General features: G+C 43.9%; 25 protein-coding genes. 20 read left to right on the top strand and 5 right to left on the bottom strand.

Annotated features, from left to right (window positions below):
• The first annotated feature begins 298 nt into the window (after positions 1-298).
• Positions 299-1243 carry a 23S rRNA pseudouridine(955/2504/2580) synthase RluC gene (gene rluC, locus VRK_RS09620; protein WP_059121156.1) on the top strand — a complete coding sequence of 315 codons (945 nt, stop codon included), beginning with the start codon at positions 299-301 and terminating at the stop codon, positions 1241-1243.
• On the opposite strand, the gene VRK_RS09615 is transcribed toward rluC, so the two are convergent.
• Positions 1238-1819 carry a Maf family protein gene (locus tag VRK_RS09615; RefSeq protein ID WP_059121155.1) on the bottom strand — a complete coding sequence of 194 codons (582 nt, stop codon included), beginning with the start codon at positions 1817-1819 and terminating at the stop codon, positions 1238-1240. The two genes, rluC and VRK_RS09615, sit on opposite strands and share 6 nt — an antisense overlap.
• Positions 1820-1970: 151 nt before the next feature.
• Between VRK_RS09615 and yceD the strand changes: the two genes are divergently transcribed.
• The 15 genes from yceD to VRK_RS09540 all read left to right on the top strand — a co-directional run bounded on the left by yceD (position 1971) and on the right by VRK_RS09540 (position 15112).
• Entirely contained in the window at positions 1971-2492 is a 522-nt protein-coding gene (yceD, locus tag VRK_RS09610) for a 23S rRNA accumulation protein YceD (RefSeq protein ID WP_059121154.1), read from the top strand.
• A gap of 40 nt (positions 2493-2532) precedes the next feature.
• Complete coding sequence (gene rpmF / locus VRK_RS09605) at positions 2533-2703, top strand: 50S ribosomal protein L32 (protein ID WP_059121153.1); 171 nt, start codon at positions 2533-2535, stop codon at positions 2701-2703.
• Positions 2704-2712: 9 nt separating this feature from the next.
• A complete protein-coding gene (gene plsX, locus VRK_RS09600; protein WP_059121152.1) occupies positions 2713-3738 on the top strand; it encodes a phosphate acyltransferase PlsX in 1026 nt (341 codons plus the stop codon).
• Between the two features lie 5 nt (positions 3739-3743).
• The gene (locus VRK_RS09595; protein ID WP_059121151.1) at positions 3744-4694 is read left to right on the top strand and encodes a beta-ketoacyl-ACP synthase III; all 951 of its coding nucleotides are present in this window, start codon (positions 3744-3746) and stop codon (positions 4692-4694) included.
• Positions 4695-4766: 72 nt separating this feature from the next.
• Positions 4767-5696 (top strand): ACP S-malonyltransferase, encoded by a 930-nt coding sequence (fabD, locus tag VRK_RS09590; RefSeq protein ID WP_059121150.1) that lies wholly within the window; start codon positions 4767-4769, stop codon positions 5694-5696.
• A gap of 23 nt (positions 5697-5719) precedes the next feature.
• Entirely contained in the window at positions 5720-6454 is a 735-nt protein-coding gene (gene fabG, locus VRK_RS09585; protein WP_059121149.1) for a 3-oxoacyl-ACP reductase FabG, read from the top strand.
• 231 nt (positions 6455-6685) lie between these two features.
• On the top strand, positions 6686-6919 hold the full coding sequence (gene acpP, locus VRK_RS09580; RefSeq protein WP_038180604.1) for an acyl carrier protein: 234 nt from the start codon (positions 6686-6688) through the stop codon (positions 6917-6919).
• A gap of 93 nt (positions 6920-7012) precedes the next feature.
• Positions 7013-8257: a beta-ketoacyl-ACP synthase II gene (gene fabF, locus VRK_RS09575; RefSeq protein WP_059122730.1), complete on the top strand. Its 1245-nt coding sequence runs from the start codon at positions 7013-7015 to the stop codon at positions 8255-8257.
• 76 nt (positions 8258-8333) lie between these two features.
• Complete coding sequence (gene pabC, locus VRK_RS09570) at positions 8334-9140, top strand: aminodeoxychorismate lyase (protein WP_059121148.1); 807 nt, start codon at positions 8334-8336, stop codon at positions 9138-9140.
• Positions 9134-10153, top strand: a complete 1020-nt coding sequence (mltG, locus tag VRK_RS09565) for an endolytic transglycosylase MltG (RefSeq protein WP_059121147.1) — start codon at positions 9134-9136, stop codon at positions 10151-10153. Before pabC ends, mltG begins: the two co-directional genes overlap by 7 nt.
• On the top strand, positions 10150-10779 hold the full coding sequence (gene tmk / locus VRK_RS09560; RefSeq protein WP_059121146.1) for a dTMP kinase: 630 nt from the start codon (positions 10150-10152) through the stop codon (positions 10777-10779). The genes mltG and tmk overlap by 4 nt, the downstream gene beginning before the upstream one ends.
• A gap of 6 nt (positions 10780-10785) precedes the next feature.
• On the top strand, positions 10786-11769 hold the full coding sequence (gene holB / locus VRK_RS09555) for a DNA polymerase III subunit delta' (RefSeq protein ID WP_059121145.1): 984 nt from the start codon (positions 10786-10788) through the stop codon (positions 11767-11769).
• On the top strand, positions 11742-12509 hold the full coding sequence (locus tag VRK_RS09550) for a TatD family hydrolase (RefSeq protein WP_059121144.1): 768 nt from the start codon (positions 11742-11744) through the stop codon (positions 12507-12509). The genes holB and VRK_RS09550 overlap by 28 nt, the downstream gene beginning before the upstream one ends.
• A 452-nt stretch (positions 12510-12961) precedes the next feature.
• Positions 12962-14395, top strand: a complete 1434-nt coding sequence (gene ptsG, locus VRK_RS09545; protein ID WP_059121143.1) for a PTS glucose transporter subunit IIBC — start codon at positions 12962-12964, stop codon at positions 14393-14395.
• Positions 14396-14686: 291 nt separating this feature from the next.
• Complete coding sequence (locus VRK_RS09540; RefSeq protein ID WP_059121142.1) at positions 14687-15112, top strand: hypothetical protein; 426 nt, start codon at positions 14687-14689, stop codon at positions 15110-15112.
• 145 nt (positions 15113-15257) lie between these two features.
• Here VRK_RS09540 and VRK_RS20985 read toward each other — a convergent pair whose 3' ends face one another.
• Positions 15258-15356 (bottom strand): MetS family NSS transporter small subunit, encoded by a 99-nt coding sequence (locus VRK_RS20985; RefSeq protein WP_157371891.1) that lies wholly within the window; start codon positions 15354-15356, stop codon positions 15258-15260.
• Position 15357: 1 nt separating this feature from the next.
• Positions 15358-16818: a sodium-dependent transporter gene (locus VRK_RS09535; RefSeq protein WP_059121141.1), complete on the bottom strand. Its 1461-nt coding sequence runs from the start codon at positions 16816-16818 to the stop codon at positions 15358-15360.
• Positions 16819-17533: 715 nt separating this feature from the next.
• Between VRK_RS09535 and cydH the strand changes: the two genes are divergently transcribed.
• Both cydH and VRK_RS09530 read left to right on the top strand, forming a co-directional pair.
• Positions 17534-17623 carry a cytochrome bd-I oxidase subunit CydH gene (gene cydH / locus VRK_RS20980; protein WP_157371890.1) on the top strand — a complete coding sequence of 30 codons (90 nt, stop codon included), beginning with the start codon at positions 17534-17536 and terminating at the stop codon, positions 17621-17623.
• Between the two features lie 16 nt (positions 17624-17639).
• Entirely contained in the window at positions 17640-18806 is a 1167-nt protein-coding gene (locus VRK_RS09530) for a patatin-like phospholipase family protein (protein ID WP_059121140.1), read from the top strand.
• 15 nt (positions 18807-18821) lie between these two features.
• Here the strand turns inward: VRK_RS09530 and pyk are convergent, their stop codons facing one another.
• On the bottom strand, positions 18822-20270 hold the full coding sequence (gene pyk, locus VRK_RS09525; protein ID WP_059121139.1) for a pyruvate kinase: 1449 nt from the start codon (positions 20268-20270) through the stop codon (positions 18822-18824).
• Positions 20271-20533: 263 nt separating this feature from the next.
• Here pyk and mlc point away from each other — a divergent pair, with 263 nt between their 5' ends.
• The gene (gene mlc, locus VRK_RS09520) at positions 20534-21751 is read left to right on the top strand and encodes a sugar metabolism global transcriptional regulator Mlc (protein ID WP_059121138.1); all 1218 of its coding nucleotides are present in this window, start codon (positions 20534-20536) and stop codon (positions 21749-21751) included.
• A 317-nt stretch (positions 21752-22068) separates the two neighbouring features.
• Entirely contained in the window at positions 22069-23013 is a 945-nt protein-coding gene (locus tag VRK_RS09515; protein ID WP_059121137.1) for a chemotaxis protein CheV, read from the top strand.
• A gap of 107 nt (positions 23014-23120) precedes the next feature.
• Here the strand turns inward: VRK_RS09515 and VRK_RS09510 are convergent, their stop codons facing one another.
• Positions 23121-23864 (bottom strand): YciK family oxidoreductase, encoded by a 744-nt coding sequence (locus VRK_RS09510; protein ID WP_059121136.1) that lies wholly within the window; start codon positions 23862-23864, stop codon positions 23121-23123.
• Positions 23865-23895 lie beyond the last annotated feature (31 nt).

Below are 23895 nucleotides of genomic sequence, written 5' to 3'. Positions count from 1 at the left end.
TTTCAGCAATCTGCTTTATAAAAAATAAACCTAAAAAAATGGACTCCGGAAGCTGAGATGATTTATGAATTGGCTGCTTTGGCATAGTTTGTCCGAGATTAAGGCACGAGAAGGCAGGAATAGCAAAATATTTATCACTATGATATCGAACATCAAGATAGTATGATGCGCGCGTTTAAGCCAATATTGCTATCTCTGTATACTTTATGCCCAGTGATGAAGCGCTAGGTGAGCGGATCGCCTGTATCAGTAACTTCTTTTTCTTTCTTATAAACAATTTTGTATAAACCATAAGCAAATGAGCGAAATCAGAACACAAGTCCAGTTTGTCAATATTGATGAAGATATGGCCGGCCAGCGAATTGATAACTTCCTGCGTAATAAACTGAAAGATATTCCGAAGAGTGTGGTTTATCGCATTCTGCGCAAGGGCGAAGTACGTGTGAACAAGAAACGCATCAAGCCTGAATATAAATTACAACCCGGAGATGTTATCCGGATTCCGCCTGTAACATTGCCGCAGAGTGACACGACGCAAGAACCATTGAGTACCAAACTGGGAAAAGTAGCGGAATTGGAAGAGTGTATTTTATTTGAAGATGATGCGCTATTGGTACTCAATAAACCCTCCGGCACTGCCGTTCATGGTGGCAGTGGTTTAAAATTTGGCGCGATAGAAGCGTTGCGGGCACTTCGACCACAGGCCCGTTTTCTGGAATTGGTTCATCGAATTGACAGAGATACTTCCGGAATTCTTTTGGTGGCGAAAAAGCGTTCTGCCCTTCGTCATTTACAAGCCCAATTTCGGGACAAGTCAGTTCAGAAGCACTACAACGCGCTTGTGATGGGAAGTTGGGATGTTAAATGCCGGAAAATAAATGCGCCACTGTTAAAAAATGAAGTCAATAGTATTGTCAGAGTGAATCCGCAAGGAAAGGCTTCGGAAACTCGTTTTAAAATTATCGAAGTATTTTCTCAGGCGACATTAATTCAGGCGAGTCCAGTGACGGGCCGGACTCACCAGATTCGAGTACATACTCAATATGCAGGTCATCCGATTGCTTGGGATGACCGCTATGGTGATCCACGCTTTGATGCATATACGGGGAAATTAGGGCTGGATCGACTCTTTTTACATGCTGCACAGATCCGTTTTATTCATCCGACGAGTGGTGAAATGATGGAGATTGTGGCACCGATGGAGAAGAAGCTTGAGCATGTGTTGGCACAGTTGCGTTCATAGCACCGTCATCCCCTCAGCTTCAAGTAAGTCGATGAGTTTGATCAGGGGCAATCCTACCAGTGCGTTTGGATCGTCGCCTTCTAAGCGTTTAAATAAAGCAATACCCAATCCCTCGCTTTTGAAACCACCAGCACAGTCGAACGGTTGTTCTATTTCAATGTAACGTTCAATTTGACTGCGGGTTAATTGCCGGAAGTGCACATGGAATTGGTCAACAATCGATTGGGTTGTCCGAGTGACATTATTATATATAGCGAGCCCTGTATAAAAGGTGATTTTGTTTCCCGATTGTGCCATCAACTGCTGCACTGCCTGTTCTTTAGTATATGGTTTGCCGACGATTTGCCCTTGCACGACACACACTTGATCTGAACCAATGATCAGACTCGGTTGTTTCTGAGGGCAACTTTGTGCTTTTTGTTGTGCTAATCGTTGAACCAGCGCTTGGGGGGATTCATCCGCAAATGGTGTTTCATCACAATCAGGTGCGATAGAGATAAAGGGGATGGCTATTTTCTCCAACAATTGGCGCCGATATTTTGAGGTGGAAGCTAAAACAAGTTGGTAATGGCTCATATCGATATTTGATGAATTCTTTGGTGTTATGGCGAGAATATATGATAATGCTACGGAGATCACCGTAAGTGGATCGGAATGGCGAAAAAAAGCTAACTTTTTTCCCTTTTTCTTTGACTAAATTTGATTTGGAAGATAATATTCGCGCCCTATGCAAAAGGTAAAAATCCCGCGAACGGTTGATCCGATAAAAGCAGCCCAAAAACGACTCGACTATGATGGTATTATTCAAGTCGATCTTTTTAAGCGCTTAGAGGAAACAGTCGGAGGCGTAAAATGTGACGCTGATGTCTCATTGTCATTTGGGTTTGATGAGCAGCGACTTGTTGTTATCTCTGGTAAAGCTAGCATCGAAGTTGATTTGCAGTGTCAACGCTGTAATGAGGTTTTCCCACATCGTTGTGATGTGGATTTCACTTATACCCCAAACTTAGGGAAGAAAAGTGAAGATGCACCGGAATCATACGATTTGGTAGATCGGAATGAGTACGGTGAAGTAGACCTGATTCAGTTGGTTGAAGACGAGTTCATCATTGGTTTACCCCAAGTTGCGATGCATGATCAGTCAGACTGTCGTGTTGATTCAGACAATATGGTATTTGGTGATATTCCTGATGAAGTTCCGGAAGATAAACCCAATCCATTTGACGTATTAAAGAGCTTGAAGCGCTAGTTTTTATCGCTAAGCATTCATTAACATAGGAGTAGGGTCCATGGCCGTACAACAAAACCGTAAAACACGTTCTAAGCGTGGTATGCGTCGTTCACATGATGCGTTGACTACAGCTGCTTTGTCTGTAGATGCAACCTCAGGTGAAACACACCTGCGTCACAATGTAACTGTAGATGGTTACTACCGTGGCAAAAAGGTAATCAACAAGTAAGGTTGACCTTTGCAGTATTATACCGTTGCACTTGATGCAATGGGCGGGGACTTCGGACCTCGCGTTACAGTGCCTGCCGCCGTGCAGGCACTGTCGCGTTTCCCAGCGCTAAAAGTGATTTTGGTCGGTGATCGGAACGCAATCACCTTTCAATTGTCTCAGTTAGGTTACTCTGACAGCTCACGTGTGAGCATTGTTCATAGTGATCAAGTCATTTCTAATTCAGAAAAACCTTCTCTTGCACTGCGCCGCTTTATGCATAGTTCAATGGGAATGGCGATTGACTTGGTGACAGAGCAAGTTGCCGATGCATGTGTCAGCGCAGGGAATACTGGCGCGCTGATGGCTCTTTCACGTTTTCGTTTGAAGTTGCTTCCCGGCATTGATCGACCCGCATTGATTTCTGCGCTTCCGACTGTATCCGGAAAACGGCTGTGGATGCTGGATTTGGGAGCAAATGTTTCCTGTGATGCCGATTCTTTATTTCAGTTTGCTGTAATGGGGAGTGCTTTGGCTGAAGTCCATCTGGGGCATAAGGCTCGAGTGGCTGTTTTAAATGTCGGTGAAGAAGAAATTAAAGGCAATGATTTTGTCAGACGCTGCGCTGATATGTTAAGACAAACACAGTCAATTCAATTTATCGGGAATGTTGAAGGCAATCAGATATTCAATGATCTGACCGATGTTGTGGTTTGTGATGGCTTTGTGGGTAATGTCTGTTTGAAAAGCTGTGAGGGTACGGCCCAGCTGTTTATTGATCAGCTAAAAAATAAAATGTTTGGTTCATCAATAAAGGGTTGGATCGCAAGAAAACTATTTTCTGAGCTATTTATTGGGCTAAAAAACCTGAACCCCGACCACTATAACGGAGCAAGTTTGTTAGGATTGCGTGGCATTGTGGTGAAAAGCCATGGTAGTGCTGATATATCCGCTTTTGCCAATGCGATAGGAGAAGCGGTACACGAAATTAAAGAGCAAGTACCCAGTCGTATTAGCGAACGATTAGAAGCAGTTTTACTCGAGAGGCATTATTAGTCTTCATGTATAGCAAAATATTAGGTACAGGCAGCTACCTGCCATCTCAGGTGCGGACTAACGCAGATTTAGAGAAAATGGTAGATACGAGTGATGAGTGGATTGTTACACGCACGGGCATTCGAGAGCGGCGTGTTGCTGCCGAAGATGAAACGGTAGCCGATATGGCTTATTTGGCAGCGGTAAAAGCGCTGGAGATGTCAGCTGTTTCTAAAGATGATATCGATATGATTATCGTTGCAACCACCAGTGGTAGTCACTCATTTCCTTCATCAGCTTGTCAGGTTCAGGCACAGCTTGGTATCAAAGGATGTCCGGCTTTTGATATGGCAGCAGCATGTTCAGGGTTTATGTATGCTCTGTCGATTGCTGATCAGCATATTAAATCAGGCATGTGTAAGAACATTCTTGTGATTGGTTCTGATGTGTTGTCAAAAACCTGTGACCCGACTGATCGTTCAACCATCATTCTTTTTGGTGATGGTGCTGGTGCTGTTGTGCTTGGTCGCAGTGAAACCCCCGGAATTTTATCGACTCATATTTATTCTGATGGTGAGTATGGCCCACTGTTATCTTTAGAAACGCCACAATCTGGCGGTGATTCTGATAAGTGGGTTCATATGGCTGGGAATGAAGTCTTTAAAGTTGCTGTGACTCAATTGTCACAGCTCGTTAAAGATACATTGGCAGCAAATCAAATGGATAAAGCGGAGTTGGATTGGCTTGTTCCTCATCAAGCAAATCTGAGAATTATCTCTGCAACGGCACGAAAGCTTTCCATGTCTATGGATCAGGTTGTTGTGACTTTAGATAGACATGGCAACACATCAGCGGCGTCAGTACCCACAGCTTTAGATGAAGCGATTCGGGATGGTCGCATCCAACGTGGGCAGACACTGTTGCTGGAAGCTTTTGGTGGCGGCTTTACGTGGGGCTCTGCACTAGTCGTGTTTTAATACTGAAAAACAATCCATATCATGGAGTGATGATGCTCTGTGGCGGGGATTGTTTGGCGAGAGGAATGAAAAATGAGCAAATTTGCTATCGTGTTTCCCGGTCAAGGATCGCAAACGGTCGGAATGCTTGCTGAACTGGGTGAACAATATGATGTGGTTCAACAGACGTTTGCAGAAGCATCAGATGTCTTAGGATATGATTTATGGTCACTGGTCCAAAATGGACCTGCGGAAGATTTAAATCAAACGTTTCGAACCCAGCCCGCACTGCTTGCGTCTTCGGTTGCAATCTGGCGAGTATGGCAATTTTGGGGATTAGAGATGCCGAAAATACTGGCCGGCCATAGTCTTGGTGAGTATTCAGCTTTGGTTTGTGCCGGTGTCATTGATTTTAAACAAGCGATCAAATTAGTTGAATTGCGTGGCCAATTGATGCAGGAAGCTGTTCCTGTCGGCAGTGGTGCGATGTCTGCTATCATCGGTCTCGACGATGATAGCATTGCGAATGCATGTATCGCGGCCGCAAATGGGCAGATCGTATCTCCGGTAAACTTCAACTCTCCGGGCCAAGTTGTCATTGCCGGTGAAAAAGATGCCGTTCAACGGGCTGGGGAACTCTGTAAAGAAGCCGGCGCGAAGCGTGCACTGCCATTGCCAGTATCTGTACCGTCTCACTGTGCTTTGATGAAGCCAGCAGCGGACAAACTTGCAGAAACATTGAAAGTGATAACATTCGATTCACCTGAAATTCCAGTTATCAACAACGTTGATGTAATTGCTGAAACAGATCCGGAAAAGATCAAAGATGCGCTTGTCCGTCAATTGTATAATCCTGTCCGTTGGACGGAGACCGTACAAAAGATGCATGATCAGGGGGTTGAAAAACTATTTGAAATGGGGCCGGGAAAAGTTCTGACGGGCCTGACAAAACGAATTGTTAAAACACTGACTGCAGAGGCAGTAAACGATACTGCTTCATTGAATTCAGTTCAGTCATCATAGGGAAAAGAAACATGAGTAATTTCATGAATCTAGACGGTAAGATTGCATTGGTTACAGGGGCCAGCCGAGGTATCGGTCGTTCTATTGCTGAACTTCTTGTAGAACGTGGTGCTACGGTTATCGGTACTGCAACCAGTGAAAATGGTGCCGCTGCAATCAGTGAGTATTTGGGTGGAAAGGGCAAAGGCTTCAAGCTGAATGTTACAGATCTTGATTCTATCGAGTCGGTTCTGAAGGCTATCGGTGAGGAGTTCGGCGTAATCGATATCCTCGTGAACAATGCCGGTATTACTCGTGATAACTTACTGATGCGTATGAAAGATGAAGAATGGCTAGAAATCATGGACACCAACCTGACTTCTATCTATCGTCTTTCAAAGGCTGTTTTACGTGGCATGATGAAGAAACGTTGTGGTCGTATTGTCAACGTGGGTTCTGTTGTGGGAACCATGGGGAATGCGGGACAAGCAAACTATTCTGCTGCGAAAGCCGGTGTAATTGGCTTTAGTAAATCGATGGCTAGAGAAGTTGCTTCTCGTGGTATTACAGTCAATACTGTTGCACCTGGTTTTATCGAAACTGATATGACAAACGCTATGAATGATGAGCAAAGAGCTGCTACACTCGCTCAAGTTCCCGCAGGAAGATTAGGTTCTCCTCGTGAAATTGCAGCTGCTGTTGCGTTTTTAGCTTCTGAAGAAGCAGCGTATATCAGTGGAGAAACGTTACATGTCAATGGTGGTATGTACATGATCTAAACCAGTGGTGAACGTGTTTGTAAAAGTGGATAAAATGCAATTATCGATGTTTATAAGCATTATCACCATCAGTGTTTAGTATTTATGCATGATTTATATCAAAAATGGTCTGAACTTCGGTTAAAATCGTAAAAATTGTGGTTTGACCAGCGATGACCCTCTTGCAACTTTCCCTAGTTCTAATAAACTACGGGACATCGCATTAAGCGAAATCTGTAAAGGAAAAGAAAAATGAGCAACATCGAAGAACGCGTAAAGAAAATCATTGTTGAACAGCTAGGTGTAGACGAAGCAGAAGTTAAAAACGAAGCTTCTTTCGTTGAAGATCTAGGTGCTGATTCCCTGGATACAGTTGAGCTGGTTATGGCTCTTGAAGAGGAATTCGACACTGAGATTCCTGACGAAGAAGCTGAGAAGATCACAACTGTTCAAGCTGCGATCGATTACGTTAAAAGCGCTCAGTAATCTATCTCTCCAGGCGGCTATCTGGCCGCCTGAGTTTTAATTAACTCGTCTCATCTCTTCTATAGAACTTTTTCAATTCCGGAGAATATGATTGTGTCCAAGCGTCGTGTCGTTGTTACTGGTATGGGGATGTTATCACCAGTAGGCAACACAGTAGAATCTTCTTGGAAAGCTTTGCTGGCAGGACAAAGTGGTATCGTAAATATTGAACACTTTGATACTGAAGGCTTTTCAACTCGTTTTGCAGGATTAGTGAAGAACTTTAACTGTGAAGACTATATGTCTAAAAAAGATGCCCGAAAAATGGATTTATTTATCCAATATGGTATAGCCGCGGGTATACAAGCATTAGACGACTCAGGTCTTGTGATAAACGAAGAAAATGCAGCACGGGTTGGTGTTGCGATCGGTTCTGGTATTGGTGGTTTAGATCTGATTGAGGCTGGTCATCAGGTTCTGGTTGATAAAGGTCCACGTAAAGTCAGTCCTTTCTTCGTGCCTTCGACAATTGTGAATATGGTTGCCGGAAATTTATCAATTATGCGCAGATTGCGCGGACCAAATATTGCTATCTCCACCGCCTGTACAACAGGTTTGCACAATATCGGCCATGCCGCTCGTATGATCGCGTATGGGGATGCTGATGCAATGGTTGCCGGTGGTGCAGAAAAAGCTTCAACACCGCTCGGTATTGCCGGGTTTGGCGCAGCGAAAGCACTATCAACTCGCAATGATGAGCCTGAGAAAGCGTCTCGTCCATGGGACAAAGGGCGCGATGGGTTCGTTCTTGGTGATGGTGCCGGTATCATGGTGCTTGAAGAATATGAACATGCGAAAGCTCGCGGTGCGAAAATTTATGCAGAATTGGTTGGTTTTGGTATGTCTGGTGATGCTTACCACATGACCTCACCAAGCTCTGATGGTTCCGGTGGTGCACTGGCTATGGAAGCAGCAATGCGTGATGCCGGTATTACCGGAACTCAAGTCGGTTATATCAACGCTCATGGAACTTCGACACCAGCCGGTGACCTGGCTGAGTTAAAAGGTGTGAAACGTGCGTTGGGTGAAGAAGGTGCGAAGCAGGTACTTGTATCATCGACAAAATCGATGACCGGGCATCTTCTAGGTGCGGCCGGTTCCGTTGAGGCCATTATCACCGTGATGTCGCTTGTTGATCAAATCGTCCCTCCGACTATTAACTTAGATGATCCGGAAGATGGTTTGGATATTGACCTCGTACCGCACACTGCGCGTAAAGTCTCTAATATGGAATATGCGATTTGTAACTCTTTCGGGTTTGGTGGAACCAACGGCACTTTAATCTTTAAAAAAGTGTAAGTTATCATCTTATCCACTTGTATTGATACGGCTTGATGCATAGCATTAAGCCGTTTTCTTTTTGTAGGATGCAGATATGATTTTGATTGACGGGATGCCAGTTTCATCTATACCTGCTGATGACCGATCTTTTCAATACGGTGATGGTTGTTTTTCAACAATTCTGACAATCGATGGTCAGGTGCAGCACTGGTTGTATCATCAGCAGAGAATGGAAGATTGCCTGAATATTTTACAGATCCCATATCCGAATTGGGATGAAGTGTTGCGATGGATCAGTAAGGTTGTTGTGATGGCTCCCAAAGCAGGCATCAAAATTCATATAAGCCGTGGAAGTGGGGGGCGAGGATATAGTTCCAACGCGATGTCCTCACCGAGGGTCACGGTCCAGTCATTTGATTATCCGAAACATTATGATGTGTTTATTTCTGATGGTGTTCAGTTAGGTGTCTGTCAGCGACGTCTCGGGCATAACCCATTATTGGCCGGGCATAAACATAATAATCGTTTAGAACAAGTGTTACTCAAAGCGGAGGCTGAGGCATTCGGTTATGTGGATGCAGTTGCACTGGATTTACACGATCAGGTGATTGAGACAACCATGGCAAATTTATTCTGGTTTCGGGATAATATGCTCCATACACCGGACTTAACCTTGGCAGGTGTTGCCGGAGTGATGAGACGTGTGGTGCTCGATATCGCGATTCAGCAGGGAGTCGCGGTGAATATCAGCCATTTTTCTCTGGATGAACTGCTTGGTGCAGATGAAATTTTTATGACGAATTCAATTCTGGGGATTGCACCTGTTGTTCAGATTCAGTCAGCGTGCTTTTTACCGGGAGAGCGGGTGCGAGATTTACAAAAGAGAGTGAACCTGTGTTAAAAAAAATATTATTTGGATGCTGTCTTGTTGCGTTGGTCGTGATTGGCAGTGTTATTTTTCTTTATCAAAAAGTAGACACTTATCTTATTCAGTCACTTCAATTGCCAACGGAACAGCAATTTGTAACGATTCGTCAGGGTGAGTCATTGCGCTCAGTTCTGAAATCTTTTGAAAAAAAATCTTGGTTACATCCTTCTATCGCTGCCCATTTGATGTATCGATTCTATCCGGCACTGGCCAAAATTAAAGTCGGAACTTATCAGGTGCATTCGGGGGAATCGTTGCACAGTGCACTGCAACGGTTTACTACCGGAGACGAATATCAATTTACGATTACCCTGATTGAAGGCAGCCGTTTACAAGATGTTTTGCAGAAGTTGGCCGCAGAGCCTTATCTGAGGCATGAGATTCAATCGATGTCAGAAGCTGAAATTGCGAAACGGCTGTCGATAGACGAGTCGAAATTAGAAGGTTTATTTCTTGCCGAGACTTATCACTATACTGCCGGTACCAGTGATATAGAAATCTTGAAACGGGCGAATCAGAAGCTGACGTCGATACTGCAGCACGCTTGGGACATTCGGCAGAGTGGTTTACCTCTGCGTTCCCCCTACGAAGCATTAACATTAGCTTCTATTATTGAAAAAGAAACAGCCATTAAAGATGAAAGGCAGCTGATTGCCTCGGTCTTTATTAACCGACTCAATAAAAAAATGCGGTTGCAGACCGATCCAACGGTCATCTACGGCATGGGAGAACGCTATGACGGTAATATCCGGAAAAAAGATTTACTCACTCCTACACCTTACAATACTTATGTGATTTACGGTTTGCCACCGACTCCGATTGCGATGGTAGGAAAGGCATCAATTCATGCTGCGCTAAACCCTGAAGTCAGTGATTATCTTTATTTTGTCGCAAGTGGAAATGGCGGCCATGTTTTTTCTAAATCATTGGCGGAACACAATGCTGCGGTAAAACGTTATTTGAAACAATTAAGAACTAAGAAATGAAAGCGAAATTTATTGTAGTGGAAGGATTAGAAGGTGCCGGAAAAAGCACAGCGATCCAAACCGTAGTGGATACTCTGAAAGATTTCGGCGTTTCTTCTGTCGTAAAAACACGAGAACCGGGCGGAACACCGATTGCAGAGAAGTTACGTCGTCTCGTCAAGGAAGAACATGAGGGGGAGGTCATCTATGATATGACCGAATTACTGCTAATCTATGCGGCTAGGGTACAGCTCGTTGAAGGGGTCATCAAACCTGCTCTCAACGCTGGACAATGGGTGATTGGTGATCGGCATGATTTGTCTTCCCAAGCTTATCAGGGAGGAGGGCGGCAAATTGACCCTGAGATGATTCAAATGTTAAGGGAATCTGTTCTGGGGCAGTTTGAACCAGATTTCACGCTCTATCTTGATATCGATCCTGAAATTGGGCTGGAACGGGCTAGGGGTCGCGGAGAACTTGATCGCATTGAAAAAATGGATTTGAGTTTTTTTGAGCGAACTCGTGCTCGATATTTACAGTTAGCAAATCATGATGAACGCATTCAGGTGATTTCTGCAGAGCAACCGTTAGATCTGGTGCAGAAAGATATACGGCGTGTGCTAATGAATTGGTTATCTGCTCAATAGGGGCTTATGCAAATGTCACTCTACCCTTGGTTTCAACAAATTTGGCAACAATGGTGTCAGGCACTGGCACATAACTCTGTTTCGCCGGCGACATTGCTGGTCGTAAAAGAGGGGATGGGAGAAGCTACTTTTATCGAAGCCGCTGCCCGTTCTCTGTTATGTGCTCATGGTTCAGAACTATGTGGTTATTGTCATAGTTGCCAGTTGATGGATTCTCAAAGTCATCCTGACTTTCACTGGGTGAAGCCGGAACAGGAAGGGAAATCAATTACCGTTGATGTGGTTCGACAGATTAATCAGTTGGCTCAGGAGTCTTCTCAGTTTGGTGGCTATCGAGTGATTGTGATTCAACCTGCTCATCTTATGAATGAATCAGCGGCAAATGCCTTACTAAAAACATTGGAAGAGCCACCAAGCCACTGCTGCTTTATGCTTGTTACGGATTGTATTGATCGTGTGCTACCAACCATTTTAAGCCGATGTCGTCAGTTACATGTGTCTGAGCCAGCCCATACCGTTGTCGCTGAATGGTTAGCAAAAGAAACGGGGCAGGATATAGCACCGTACATGATTAAACTGAATGATTATGCGCCAATCCGAGCGCTTCATTTTATTCAGTCACAGGAGCACGAAAATTATTTGCGGTTGGTTGAATTGTTCTGTCACTTTCTGCATTCACCTTTGCAATTTATCCATGTATTGGTTGATGAGATTCAGTCATCTCCGTTAGTGCGCTTAACTTGGCTATGGTATTTGTTGACTGATGCACAGAAGTTTCATTTTCAGACACAAGATAAAATTGTGCTACCGAAGAGTGAAGAAGTTGCGCAATGTCTTTCTTATAGTATGCTTTATCAACAATACCGAGAATTGATCACGTTACTGCATCGTTTGGAAATGCACCGTGGTTTAAACTCAGAACTACTGGTTTTTGACTGGTTATCAAAATTTAAAGGAGCCCCATGTTTGTCGACTCCCACTGTCATTTAGATAAACTCAATTACGATGAGTTACATCAGGATATCCACGATGTTTTAAATAAAGCGCGTAATGCTCAGGTTGAGCAAATCCTATCTGTGGGTGTGACGCTGGCATCCTTTCCCCAAATGCTAAAAATGATCGAACCATTTGACTGGGTTCATGCTTCCTGTGGTGTCCATCCGTTGGATGTTGAAAGTGATTTTGCACTCGATACTTTTTATGAATACGCCAGTCATGCCAAAGTCATTGCAATCGGGGAGACAGGGCTTGACTATCATTATCGTCCGGAGACGGCTGAGTTACAGAAGTTGAGGTTCATGCAGCAGATAGAAGTTGCAGTCGCGCTGAATAAGCCTTTGATTATTCATACCCGTAACGCAAGAGAGGATACGCTGGCATTATTGCGTCAAGGAAAAGCGGATCAATGTCGTGGTGTGATTCACTGTTTCACTGAAGATATGGTATTTGCTCAGGCTGCTATGGAACTTGGTTTTTATATTTCAATTTCCGGTATTGTTACCTTCCGTCAGGCCATGGCATTAAAATCCGTTGTCAAAGACCTGCCTTTAGATCGTCTGTTGATTGAAACAGACTCTCCTTATTTGGCCCCTGTTCCTTACCGAGGACAAGAGAATCAGCCTGCTTTTGTTACTGAAGTAGCAAAGTGTATTGCACAATTAAAAGAAATACCTGTGAGTGAGGTTGCACATCAAACAACAAAGAATTTCTTAGATCTTTTTTTTCTTTAGAAATAATGTTTGTTGTTAAAAATATTACTATGCACGGTTTTGGGGCGATAAATTAATTTGATACTCAAAAAAATAGATTTTTAGTCGGTTGTTTCGCTGATTTAATCGACACAAATCGTAGAAAAGTTAATTTGTAATGATAATTAACATAAAGGCGCCATTTATTTTCGATGAAAAATTAGATTTTATAGTAATTTATTTATTATTTATTAATAGGTTATATGTATTGTAATCCATTTCATGGTGCTTACTATGATTGTGATCTATATATTACTTTGAAACTAAAGTTGCTAACTTTCTGGAAAGTTTGAGAGACGTCAATATATATTTAGAGCCGGAAAATATAATGCCTATGTGGTTAACTTTCCACGAGAACTTGGGGAATGGCGACGGGGGTGGCCATGAAGTTCTCGTTAAATTAAATTCTAATAACTTACTCAGGAGCATAAAATATGTCTAAGAGCCTTTTTGCGGAACTGCAAAAAGTTGGTAAATCACTGATGCTACCCGTATCAGTTTTACCGGTTGCAGGTATATTACTTGGTGTTGGTGCCGCTAATTTCAGCTGGTTACCAGAAGTCGTTTCTCATCTGATGGAGCAGGCAGGTGGTTCGGTATTCGGACAGATGGCATTGTTATTTGCTGTCGGTGTTTCATTAGGTTTTACAAATAATGATGGGGTTTCCGGACTTTCCGCGATCGTTGGTTACGGTATCATGGTTGCGACATTGAAAGTCATGGCAACTGTGATGGGTGTTGCATCCATCGATACAGGCGTTCTCGGTGGGATCCTTTCGGGTGGTCTTGCCGCATGGGCATTTAACCGTTTCTTCAAGATTCAATTACCAGATTATCTAGGCTTCTTTGCCGGTAAACGTGCTGTGCCAATTATCACGGGCTTCCTGTCGATTATCCTTGGTGTCGTACTTTCGTTTATCTGGCCACCGATTGGTTCTGCCATCGCCGCATTCTCTGATTGGGCTGCGCAACAGAACCCTGTGTTGGCATTCGGTATTTACGGCGTAGTTGAACGTTCTCTTATTCCTTTCGGTCTGCACCACATTTGGAACGTACCATTCTTCTATGAAGCCGGTACATGTACAAACAATGCGGGTCAAGTCGTTCATGGTATCATGACTTGCTTCCTGACTGCTGATGACGCTTCTCGTGCAGCGGGTAATGGTTTTGGTCAGCTTGCTGGTGGTTATCTGTTTAAAATGTTTGGTCTGCCTGCTGCTGCTTTTGCAATTGCGCGTTGTGCTAAACCTGAAAACCGTGCAAAAATCATGGGTATCATGGCGTCAGCTGCATTGACTTCATTCCTGACTGGTATTACTGAACCAATCGAGTTCTCATTCCTGTTTGTTTCACCATTACTTTATGGAATCCATGCGCTGCTTGCTGGTCTGGCATATGTCATCACTAACTATTTGGGTATAGTTCACGGTCATACATTCTCAAATGGTTTCATCGACTTTGTTGTGCAATCTGCACATGCACAGAAAATGTTACTGCTTGTTGGTGTCGGTCTTGTTTATGCTGTGATTTACTATGTTGTATTCACGGTTGTCATCCGTGCTCTGGATATCAAAACACCAGGCCGTGAAGACGAAACGTTGATGGACGATGTAGTTACTAATGATTCAGAAATGGCGTCTGCACTGGTGGCTGCATTCGGTGGTAAAGCGAATATCACAAACTTAGATGCATGTATTACTCGTCTACGTGTTTCTGTTGATAACACTGATGCTGTTGACCAAGATAAGCTGAAATCACTGGGTGCTGCTGGTGTTGTTGTTGTTCAAGGCGGTGTTCAGGCTATCTTCGGTACTCGCTCTGATGTATTGAGAACTGAAATGGATGAATGGATGCGTAGCCATAACTAATGGTTTGATGTATTTCATTTCGTGATAGAAAGGGAGCTTCGGCTCCCTTTTTTGATTATGTATAACTGTTTGAGGATGTGATTACTGATTTCTATTCAGAATCTAGGTACTAAAGTTCCCATCTTCCCGTATGCTTGTTGAAATCATCTCTTGAAAATTGGGTATATTCTCACGACCAATGAATCGAATTTTTTGAATATCTTTGTTTTACATTTACTCATTCATGACATTAATGACTTTTAAGTTAGTAAAGTCATTCTTATTGCTTCATATTTATAAGAGAGTTGTGCGATGAGAATAATGACTATTGCTATCGGTGCCTTAACGTTGTCATCATTTGCTTACGCTGCATCATCAGTAACATCATCTCCTCAGGTTGCTGTTGGGATTGGTGTCGATCAGGGGTTAAGTGCAGTGTTGGAACTGAATGACCAATATCGTATCTCCGCAGGCAATGATGGTATGAGTGCTGACTACTTGTTTAATAAGGGACAATTTGAACAGCCGAATATTCCTGTGGATTGGTATGTGGGGGCCGGAGGCTGGACTGAGTGGGGTGACGATGATAATGATTTTGGTGTCAGATTGCCCCTCGGAGTGGACTGGACATATAAAAACCGTATTCATGTTTATGGACAAGTTCATCCGGAGCTTAATTTACATGATGATGTAGAGCTTCAGCTCGGTGCCGCGGCTGGTGTGAGCTATCAATTTTAGAGCATTTAATGAATTGAATGCTGCCAGAAATGGTGAATTGCAGAGTGAGTTATCAATGTGTTTTCTCGGGATGAATCATCCATTCATCTAATAAAAAGGCCGGTAGATGGACGTCTATCGGCCTTTTTATTTGCGCGTAATTTAGTTAGTCAGATTGACTCATCGCTTTTTTCATACAGATGAATGCACCGCCCCATGTTATGCCTAGGCCAATAACCATCATGATGATTGAACTGATATCCATGTTATACCTCCTGAGAACGACTTTTCAGGTTAATTGCAATACCGACAACGAACAGGGCAATAATCAGAACCCAGCCGATGGTTAGGTCATAGCCGCCATAACCTTCGGTCAATAACGTGTGAAGTTTAGTTGCAAGAATTGTCGCCAATATGACTGGTGTGATAAAGCGTAGACAAATATCAAACCAGACGCCGATGGAAAAATCAGATTTGGCATTCGCATACTTACGGATATCAGATACCTTGAACAACCAAGTCATCATCACAATTTCGACAAAACAGCCGGTCATGATGCCGATATTGTTTGCAAAGTGATCGACAAGATCGAGCAGTAAGATGCCGCCATCAGTGACGAAAGCCATTGAAACAATAAAGCTAATACCGATGACAATACTTGCGGCCTTGTTACGACGCCATTTGGTTTTATCAATGATTGCTGATGTTACGGCTTCCATAATCGATATATGAGAGCTCAAACCGGCAACGACGAGTGCAAAGAACAGTAATGGGCCGAAAATGTATGGTGCCGGCAATAAGTTAATTGCAGCTGGAAGGGTGACGAATGCAAGTCCGACCCCTGATGAAACGACATCAGTGAGTGCTTTCCCTTGTTCTTGGGCCATGTAACCTAACACTGAAAAAATCATGATACCTGCGAGAATTGAAAAACCGCAGTTAATCAAAACCGTCATAAATGCATTGTTGGTGATATCTGATTTTTCCGGCAGGTAACTGGAGTAAGCCAGCATGATGGCAAAACCGATACTCAGGGTAAAGAATATCTGACCATATGCGGCTGCCCAAACTTTAACATCCCATATCTTACTGAAGTCTGGTTTGAACATGTAGTTCATGCCATCTAATGCACCGGGAAGCATGGACATACGTCCGATCAAAACCAGTACCATGATGAATAGAATCGGCATCATAATTTTTGATGCACGCTCAATCCCTGATTTCACACCATTTACAATTGCAATGTAGGTAATCCCCCACGCAAGCGCCACGGTCAATGCAATATTCCAGCGGATGCCACCTAAGTTTGTCGGCGTATTCTCACCAAGTCCTAGATAATTGCTGAAGAAAAAAGTATTAGTTTCTGTTCCCCAACCTTGGGTAAACGAAAGACCGAAATAGGAGATGGCCCAGCCGATTACGGCAACATAGTAAACACCGATGACAGCAGCAACCCCAACTTGGAACCAACCAAGCCACTCAAACTTTGAATGGATCTGGGAAATTGTCTTTGGTGCTGAACCGCGGTGTTTCTGTCCCATGCTGAATTCTAGAATCATGAATGGGATACCGGCCGTGAGCATGGCGAAAAGGTAAGGGATAAAAAATGCGCCACCTCCATTTTCATAAGCCATATACGGAAAGCGCCAGATATTACCTAAGCCGATAGCGGATCCGACCGCAGCCAAGATAAAACCAGCACGAGAGCCCCATTGTTCTCGCTTCATTTGATACTCCTTTGGTAATGCTTTCTGAGTGATGAAGTTTCACCCTACCGTTAATAGTTAGATTATAGTTAGTTAAAACATAGGAAGGGTGAATGACTCCCTTGACTTATTTTCGTTACTTATAATCACTAATTATTTAGAATTATATTTTTATTTCTAAACGATATCTCAGAATATTGTTCTGTATGTTGTGATGTGTGTGTGCAACAGGTGAGATGTTCACCTATGCATAGTTATCGAGATTACAGATTTATAAATAGAAAGGCAATAGATTGTAAATGCAATGGGTGTTTTGTGTTGCAGGCGCATATTTTATATATATCTATATATATGGGTTATTACGTTATTGTTTTTGTATTGATGTGTTTAATTGGTCTGTTTTTAATGGTTGATATGGTTTTTTAATCTACTTTAATCTCATTGGTACTCTGTCTAATTTCTATTCAAGAACTAGTGTATTACTCGTTGGAGAAGCAAATCTGTAGCAGTGTTTATCGCAATGTTATGATTTTCAATCAAGGTCATAGAATTGTTAGGTGTCAAGTGGATGAATTTATTCGAGCAATATTTGTGATATCCTTTTCATAAGTGTGATGAAAGAATTGACAGTAATTGCCATCTTATTAGATAGATGTAGATGCTGAAGTCGTAATCAGCATAGTATCTCTTCTTTTTTATGAATAGGGTCAGATGATCCGAAATACTGGAGGTGTGTATGGATGTTGATCTGAAATATGCGGTGATAATTACAGGCATTATTTTTGCGGTATTGATTGGTTCTGGGTTGATTGCCATTGCTAACTAGATTACAACAGCCGCCTATGGGAAAAAATGTTGGTGTAATTTCTGAACAGCAGGTCATCGATGATTGTGACCGTTTATCTCGGTTCATTGGTGGGAAAAATGCTTTGGTTGCTCAAGGTGGCGGTCAGCGAGGCATTTTTACTGCCGGTGTTCTGGATGCCTTTAACCTTTCTAACTTTGACCCGTTTGATGTCTACTACGGTACGTCAGCGGGGGCGTTAAACCTTTGTGCATTTCTTTGTCGTCAGCATGGGCTTGGCAAAGCGTTCATTACCGACTTAACCACGGATTCTTCATTCTTTAATCTTTTTGCCTATATCAGGAAAAAGCAGTACGTCGATTTGTCATGGGCTCTTGAGCGCATCGTTGAGTATCCGTATCGACTTGATTTGGATATGGGGCGTCAGGTCTTAGGAGACAGAAAGGCATATGCGGCAGTTACCAGTTCAGAGACGTTGATCGATCATTACTTGCCGATGGTTCACTCAAACTGGAGAGAGGTGCTGTTAGCTTCATGTGCTATTCCGACGCTATGCCATCATCCAATCAATATTAATGGTGAATCATATGTTGACGGGGGTATTTCGGCATCGATTCCTGTCCAAGAAGCGTGGCGGCAGGGGGCCCGGTTTATCGCTGTCATTCGGACTGAATCGGTCATCAATAACAAAGCCGGGTTACAATCTACTAACTTGCCGACGAAACCGAGTGAAGTATGGCTGCGTCAGTCGTTCAGCTATCTGCAAAATCAGTGGCAGCAGAAAGTTACACAGTGGCGTCAAGACTGGCGTAACTACGTACGTCAGAAAATGTCTCTGGTTCCTCAGGAAGAAATGTTGAATGGCGGGCGCTGGTTATTTGGCTCGGATCAACTGTATCGAATGAGTCATTTAATTGGTGGTTCGGTGGATACACGCCTGACCGATATGCTGATGGTTCATTACCAGACATATGCCTTGACCCTTGAGTTTTTAAAACGACCGCCAGATGATGTCTTCGTGATTCAGATTGCCCCGGAGCAGCCACTCCGTTCCAACACGTTGCTGAGCAGAAAAAGCGATTTATTATGGGATTATGAGCAAGGGCTACAAGCGGGTTATAACTTTATTCGTAGTTGGGAAGACGCCCGGGCCTTGAGCGGTCAACCGCTGAAAGCGTCAAAATCAGGGCTGCTGGAATCATAGCAGCCCTTCTTCAACTTAAAATACGGGGAGGACTCGCATACAGTTTGTTGACCCCTCTACGCCCATCACATCACCCTGAGTGATAATCACAATATCGCCAAATGCCAGTTGCTTTTTCTCTTTGAGAACTGAGAGGGCTTCGAGTGCGATCTCATAGGCGGATTCTTGATGACTATCAAAATACCAAGGAATTACCCCACGATACAGCGCACAGCGGTTTAACGCTTTTTCATTATTCGACAGAGCAAAGATGGGTAGTTCTGAGTTGAGACGTGAAGTCATTAACGCTGTTCTGCCTGACTCGGTCATGGTCACAATTGCTTGAATACCATCCATATGGTTTGCTGCATAAATCGTTGACATGGCGACGGTCTCTTCTGCGGTGACAAATGTGCTTTCCAGTCGATAACTCTGAGTTTTCACTTCCATCACACTTTCTGCGCCAATGCAGACTTCGGCCATCGCTTTTACCGTCTCGACAGGGTATTTCCCTGCTGCAGTTTCTCCGGATAACATCACTGCATCGGTGCCATCGATGACTGCATTAGCGACATCCATCACCTCTGCCCGGGTTGGCATCGGGTTTTCAATCATTGACTCCATCATTTGAGTGGCAGTAATCACAACGCGATTCAGCGCCTTTGCACGGTAAATCAATTTCTTCTGTACACCGACTAATGCCGGGTCACCGATTTCGACCCCTAAGTCGCCTCGGGCGACCATGATGACGTCAGATGCCATAATGATATCATCAATATTGGCTTGGTTTGAGACTGTTTCTGCGCGCTCAACTTTGGCGACGATCTTGGCTTCTAGTCCTGCATCCCGTGCCAGACGCCGTGCATATTGTATATCTTCACCGTTTCTGGGAAACGAAACGGCCAGATACTCGACGTCAAGCTCTGCCGCCAGCAGAATATCCTGCTTATCTTTTTCGGTGAGTGCCTGAGCGGAAAGACCGCCGCCCTGACGGTTGATCCCTTTATTGTTGGATAGGGGCCCTCCAACAGTGACGATCGTGTGGATTTTTTGTCCTTCAACCATGATCACTTGTAGCTGAACCCGTCCGTCATCCAGTAACAAAATGTCGTTTCGTTGAACATCATTAGGGAGGTTTTTGTAATCAATCCCGACGGCTTCTTGATGGCCGGCTCCGGGAGGCATGTCTGCATCCAGTGTAAATCGATCTCCGACATTCAGCGTGATCTTGCCGTGAGTAAAAGTAGACACACGAATCTTCGGTCCTTGAAGGTCTCCAAGTATCGCTACGTTGCGCCCAAGTTTGGCGGCAATTTCACGGACTTTTCTTGCCCGAAGGCGATGATCGTCCGCTGTTCCGTGCGAAAAATTCAGGCGAACAACATTGGCACCCGCGCTGATCAGTGCTTCAAGATTATTATCCCGATCAGTTGCGGGGCCGAGGGTTGTGACAATTTTAGTTCTTCGTTGTATTTTTTTTGGCATGATTTGCTCCTGACTGAAAATCATAGAGTGAGCAGTGTAAGTATACTTGAGAACACTCGAAGCGCTGAGGGAATGGACAAAAATTTAACATTTTTGTAAAAAAAGTATCGAGAATTCAGAGTGCTTCGAATGAGTGAACATTTGACTCTCAACACAAACTTGACTGATCGTACGTGATGCCTGTCACGCTCACATATCAAATTGCTTCACAATTACTTTGCAAAGTAAAAAAATTAGCAGGTTGTTGATTTCTGGAGCACATCATGTATACGGCTCAGCCCGGACATATTGATCACATCAAGCAAATTAATGCTGGTCGTGTTTACAAATTGATTGATCAAAAAGGTCCTATTTCACGTATTGATCTGTCTAAAGAGAGTGAACTTGCTCCGGCGAGTATCACCAAGATCACGCGTGAGCTCATCGATGCCCATCTTGTCCATGAAACAACTGTTCAAGAAGCCATTAGCCGTGGGCGTCCTGCGGTCGGTTTGCAAACCAGAAATGAGGGGTGGCAATTTCTTTCGATTCGTCTGGGGCGGGGATATTTGACGATTGCACTCCATGAATTAAGTGGTGATGTGCTGATCGATACTAAAATTGATATTCATGAAGTTGATCAGGATGACTTACTGGCCCGACTGTTCCACGAGATCGAAGAATTCTTTCTGACCTACACCCAGCAGCTTGAGCGGGTGACCGCAATTGCTGTGACACTACCGGGATTGGTCGATGCAGACAATGGGGTTGTCCTGCAAATGCCTCATTACAATGTCGATAATCTTGCGTTAGGAGCTAAGATCTATCAAGTGACTGGGTTGCCGGTCTTTATTGCCAACGATACCCGGGCTTGGGCATTGGCCGAAAAACTATTTGGTCATTCTCAGGACGATGACAACTCGGTCTTAATCTCCATTCACAATGGTTTGAATGCGGGTGTGATTGTCAATGGGCGCGTACTACAAGGTAAACATGGTAACATCGGTGATTTGGGGCATATCCAGATTGATCCCCTAGGTCTACCTTGCCATTGTGGGAATCGCGGTTGTCTGGAAACAGTGACGAGTTCGAAAGCTTTGCGAGAGCAAGCAATGTCAAGAATTGCCAATGGTGAAGAATCGTCGCTGAGTCGTTTGACGGAAATCTCAATTGAGGATATTTGTATCGCAGCGGCTCAAGGGGATCCATTATCGTGCGATATTATGGATCGGCTGGGCAGACATCTCGGTCAGGCTATTGCGATCGTGATTAATATGTTTAATCCGGAGAAAGTGCTCATCGGCGGCGTCATCAATCAGGCCAAAGCAATTGTCTATCCTCCGATGCTCAAATATATCGAGAGCCAATGTAACCCGGCCTACCGAGAGCAGGTCAAAATTGTGGAATCCCGTTTTTATAAACAGTCAACGATGCCGGGAGCTGCACTCATCAAACAAGCTCTATACGATGGTTCATTATTGATGACCATTGTTGATAGTTAATCAGGGTGACAGGTCAGAGGTAAGATCACTGCGAGTTTCCCTACCATTGTCTATTTTCTGATGTATTCTCCTAGCTTTATCGCTTAATATGTTTCACAGTTATAATCAGGCATTTTGACGACTTTCCAGGTCTGTTCGATCTTTCCGTTGTTTGATTATTGGGTTGCATCAATCCGGACCATTTTATGTAGATGCGGAAAGCAGGAAGTTTCGTGTCGATAAATACGAAATACAGGGTGCTGATATGGGTATGTAACACAGCACCCGAAAGCGTTTAGGTATATACTATTAACAGTTTTTAATTGGTGGAATCTCGTATGTCAGGTGTTTTAAATACGGTTGACCAGCGCACGAATCTCGTCGGAGAGAATCGCCTTGAACTGCTCCTTTTCAGATTGAACAGTCGACAGATTTTTGCGATTAATGTGTTTAAAGTCAAAGAAGTGATCAAAGTTCCGGTTTTGACCAAAATGCCCGGAGCACATCCGCATATCACCGGTGTTGCTTCTTTGCGTGGAGAGCCGGTTCCTGTCATCGACCTGAGAAGAGCGATTGGCTTTCCTGCCTCCCAAACTGAGTCGGAAGAACAGAACTTGATCATTACGGAATATAATCGGTCGGTTCAGGGCTTTTTAGTCGGACAAGTTCGCAATATCATCAATACAGCCTGGACAGAGATTCAGCCCCCGCCCCGAACTACGGGAAGGTCGAATTACCTGACGGCAATCACTCAGGTTAAAGAGCAGGATCAGGTACACATTGTTGAAATTATCGATGTCGAGAAGGTTCTGGCAGAAATCGTGCATTATGATGTTTCAATTTCAGCCGAAGTTCTGGATGAGGATTTAATACCGGAAATGATGGGGCGCAAAGTGTTGATTGTCGATGACTCGGCTACAGCCAGAAATCAGATCAAAGGCACATTGTCTCAGTTGGGATTGGAGATCATCGAGTGTCGGGATGGATTAGAAGCTTATAATTTGCTCCGAAGATGGTGCGATGACGGTAAAAATGTCAGCCAAGAGATTCTATTTATGATCACTGATGCTGAGATGCCGGAAATGGACGGTTATAAACTCACCTATGAAATTCGTAATGATGAGCGGATGAAAGATTTGCACATTACCCTGAACACATCATTGAGCGGTAGTTTTAACGAAGCAATGGTGAAAAAAGTTGGCTGTGACCGTTTTATATCGAAGTTTCAGCCGGATATGTTAGTTCAAGTCGCACAAGACCGATTACGTGAAGTCTTATCCTGATTTGTCGATTAAGCGTTTTTGAAGTACCGGGTCATCAGTTTGATGACCCGGTTTCGTATCATCGAGTCGGCGGTGATTGAACGACCGGCAAGACCCTGAGTTATACGTTAGTCTTTTGACTGTGCTGCGATACACTCACCGTGAACAGACCGACCTTCGGGAGCCATCAGGTAAAGATATAGCGGCATAATATCTTGCGGTGTTTTCAAGGTGTCCGGATCTTCTGAGGGGAATGCTTCAGCACGCATCCCTGTTCGTGTACCGCCCGGGTTGATTGCATTGACGCGAATATTAGTCTCACGGAGTTCATCCGCCAGAATCTGCATCATGCCTTCCGTAGCAAACTTGGAGATTGAATAAGTACCCCAGTAAGCGCGTCCCTGATGTCCGACCGTTGAGCTCGTAAAGACAATTCGCGCATCGTCAGACTGACGTAATAGCGGTAATAGCGCCTGAGTCATCATCAGTTGAGCACGAACATTGACTTGCATGACAGCGTCATAAGTTGCGAGTTCGATTTGCTCAAGCGGGCAAAGCGTTCCCAGTAAACCGGCGTTATGCAGGACACCGTCCAAACGACCAAATTGATGTTCAATCGTTTGCATCAATTCACGATAATCCTGTTGTGTCGCCTCTTGTAAATCTATCGATATGATGGTTGGCTCCGGTACTTCGAGCGCCACAATCTCATCATAAGTCTGTTCCAGTTTTTTGACCGTACGGCCGAGTAAAACGACCGTTGCGCCATGTTGAGCAAAACTGATTGCTGCCTGCTTGCCAATGCCGTCACCGGCACCTGTAACCAGAATCACACGGTTTTTGAGTGTGTTTGGTGCAACAGAATAATTCATCTAGCCTCCTTTTGTTATGCTTTGTTGTTTA

Origin of the sequence: Vibrio sp. MEBiC08052 (assembly GCF_001506075.1) — a bacterium.
In the GTDB taxonomy this organism is placed as follows: Bacteria; Pseudomonadota; Gammaproteobacteria; order Enterobacterales; family Vibrionaceae; genus Vibrio.
The sequence above is the reverse complement of the archived record's forward strand: the minus strand, read 5'-3'. Positions and strand labels throughout refer to the sequence as shown.

Excerpts from the sequence above, each read along its gene's own strand:
- rluC (WP_059121156.1), top strand. The coding sequence starts at position 299 with ATGAGCGAAATCAGAACACAAGTCCAGTTTGTCAATATTGATGAAGAT.
- VRK_RS09615 (WP_059121155.1), bottom strand. The coding sequence starts at position 1,819 with ATGAGCCATTACCAACTTGTTTTAGCTTCCACCTCAAAATATCGGCGC.
- yceD (WP_059121154.1), top strand. The coding sequence starts at position 1,971 with ATGCAAAAGGTAAAAATCCCGCGAACGGTTGATCCGATAAAAGCAGCC.
- rpmF (WP_059121153.1), top strand. The coding sequence starts at position 2,533 with ATGGCCGTACAACAAAACCGTAAAACACGTTCTAAGCGTGGTATGCGT.
- VRK_RS09595 (WP_059121151.1), top strand. The coding sequence starts at position 3,744 with ATGTATAGCAAAATATTAGGTACAGGCAGCTACCTGCCATCTCAGGTG.
- fabD (WP_059121150.1), top strand. The coding sequence starts at position 4,767 with ATGAGCAAATTTGCTATCGTGTTTCCCGGTCAAGGATCGCAAACGGTC.
- fabG (WP_059121149.1), top strand. The coding sequence starts at position 5,720 with ATGAATCTAGACGGTAAGATTGCATTGGTTACAGGGGCCAGCCGAGGT.
- acpP (WP_038180604.1), top strand. The coding sequence starts at position 6,686 with ATGAGCAACATCGAAGAACGCGTAAAGAAAATCATTGTTGAACAGCTA.
- pabC (WP_059121148.1), top strand. The coding sequence starts at position 8,334 with ATGATTTTGATTGACGGGATGCCAGTTTCATCTATACCTGCTGATGAC.
- tmk (WP_059121146.1), top strand. The coding sequence starts at position 10,150 with ATGAAAGCGAAATTTATTGTAGTGGAAGGATTAGAAGGTGCCGGAAAA.
- holB (WP_059121145.1), top strand. The coding sequence starts at position 10,786 with ATGCAAATGTCACTCTACCCTTGGTTTCAACAAATTTGGCAACAATGG.
- VRK_RS09550 (WP_059121144.1), top strand. The coding sequence starts at position 11,742 with ATGTTTGTCGACTCCCACTGTCATTTAGATAAACTCAATTACGATGAG.
- ptsG (WP_059121143.1), top strand. The coding sequence starts at position 12,962 with ATGTCTAAGAGCCTTTTTGCGGAACTGCAAAAAGTTGGTAAATCACTG.
- VRK_RS09540 (WP_059121142.1), top strand. The coding sequence starts at position 14,687 with ATGAGAATAATGACTATTGCTATCGGTGCCTTAACGTTGTCATCATTT.
- VRK_RS20985 (WP_157371891.1), bottom strand. The coding sequence starts at position 15,356 with ATGGATATCAGTTCAATCATCATGATGGTTATTGGCCTAGGCATAACA.
- VRK_RS09535 (WP_059121141.1), bottom strand. The coding sequence starts at position 16,818 with ATGAAGCGAGAACAATGGGGCTCTCGTGCTGGTTTTATCTTGGCTGCG.
- cydH (WP_157371890.1), top strand. The coding sequence starts at position 17,534 with ATGGATGTTGATCTGAAATATGCGGTGATAATTACAGGCATTATTTTT.
- VRK_RS09530 (WP_059121140.1), top strand. The coding sequence starts at position 17,640 with ATGGGAAAAAATGTTGGTGTAATTTCTGAACAGCAGGTCATCGATGAT.
- pyk (WP_059121139.1), bottom strand. The coding sequence starts at position 20,270 with ATGCCAAAAAAAATACAACGAAGAACTAAAATTGTCACAACCCTCGGC.
- mlc (WP_059121138.1), top strand. The coding sequence starts at position 20,534 with ATGTATACGGCTCAGCCCGGACATATTGATCACATCAAGCAAATTAAT.
- VRK_RS09515 (WP_059121137.1), top strand. The coding sequence starts at position 22,069 with ATGTCAGGTGTTTTAAATACGGTTGACCAGCGCACGAATCTCGTCGGA.
- VRK_RS09510 (WP_059121136.1), bottom strand. The coding sequence starts at position 23,864 with ATGAATTATTCTGTTGCACCAAACACACTCAAAAACCGTGTGATTCTG.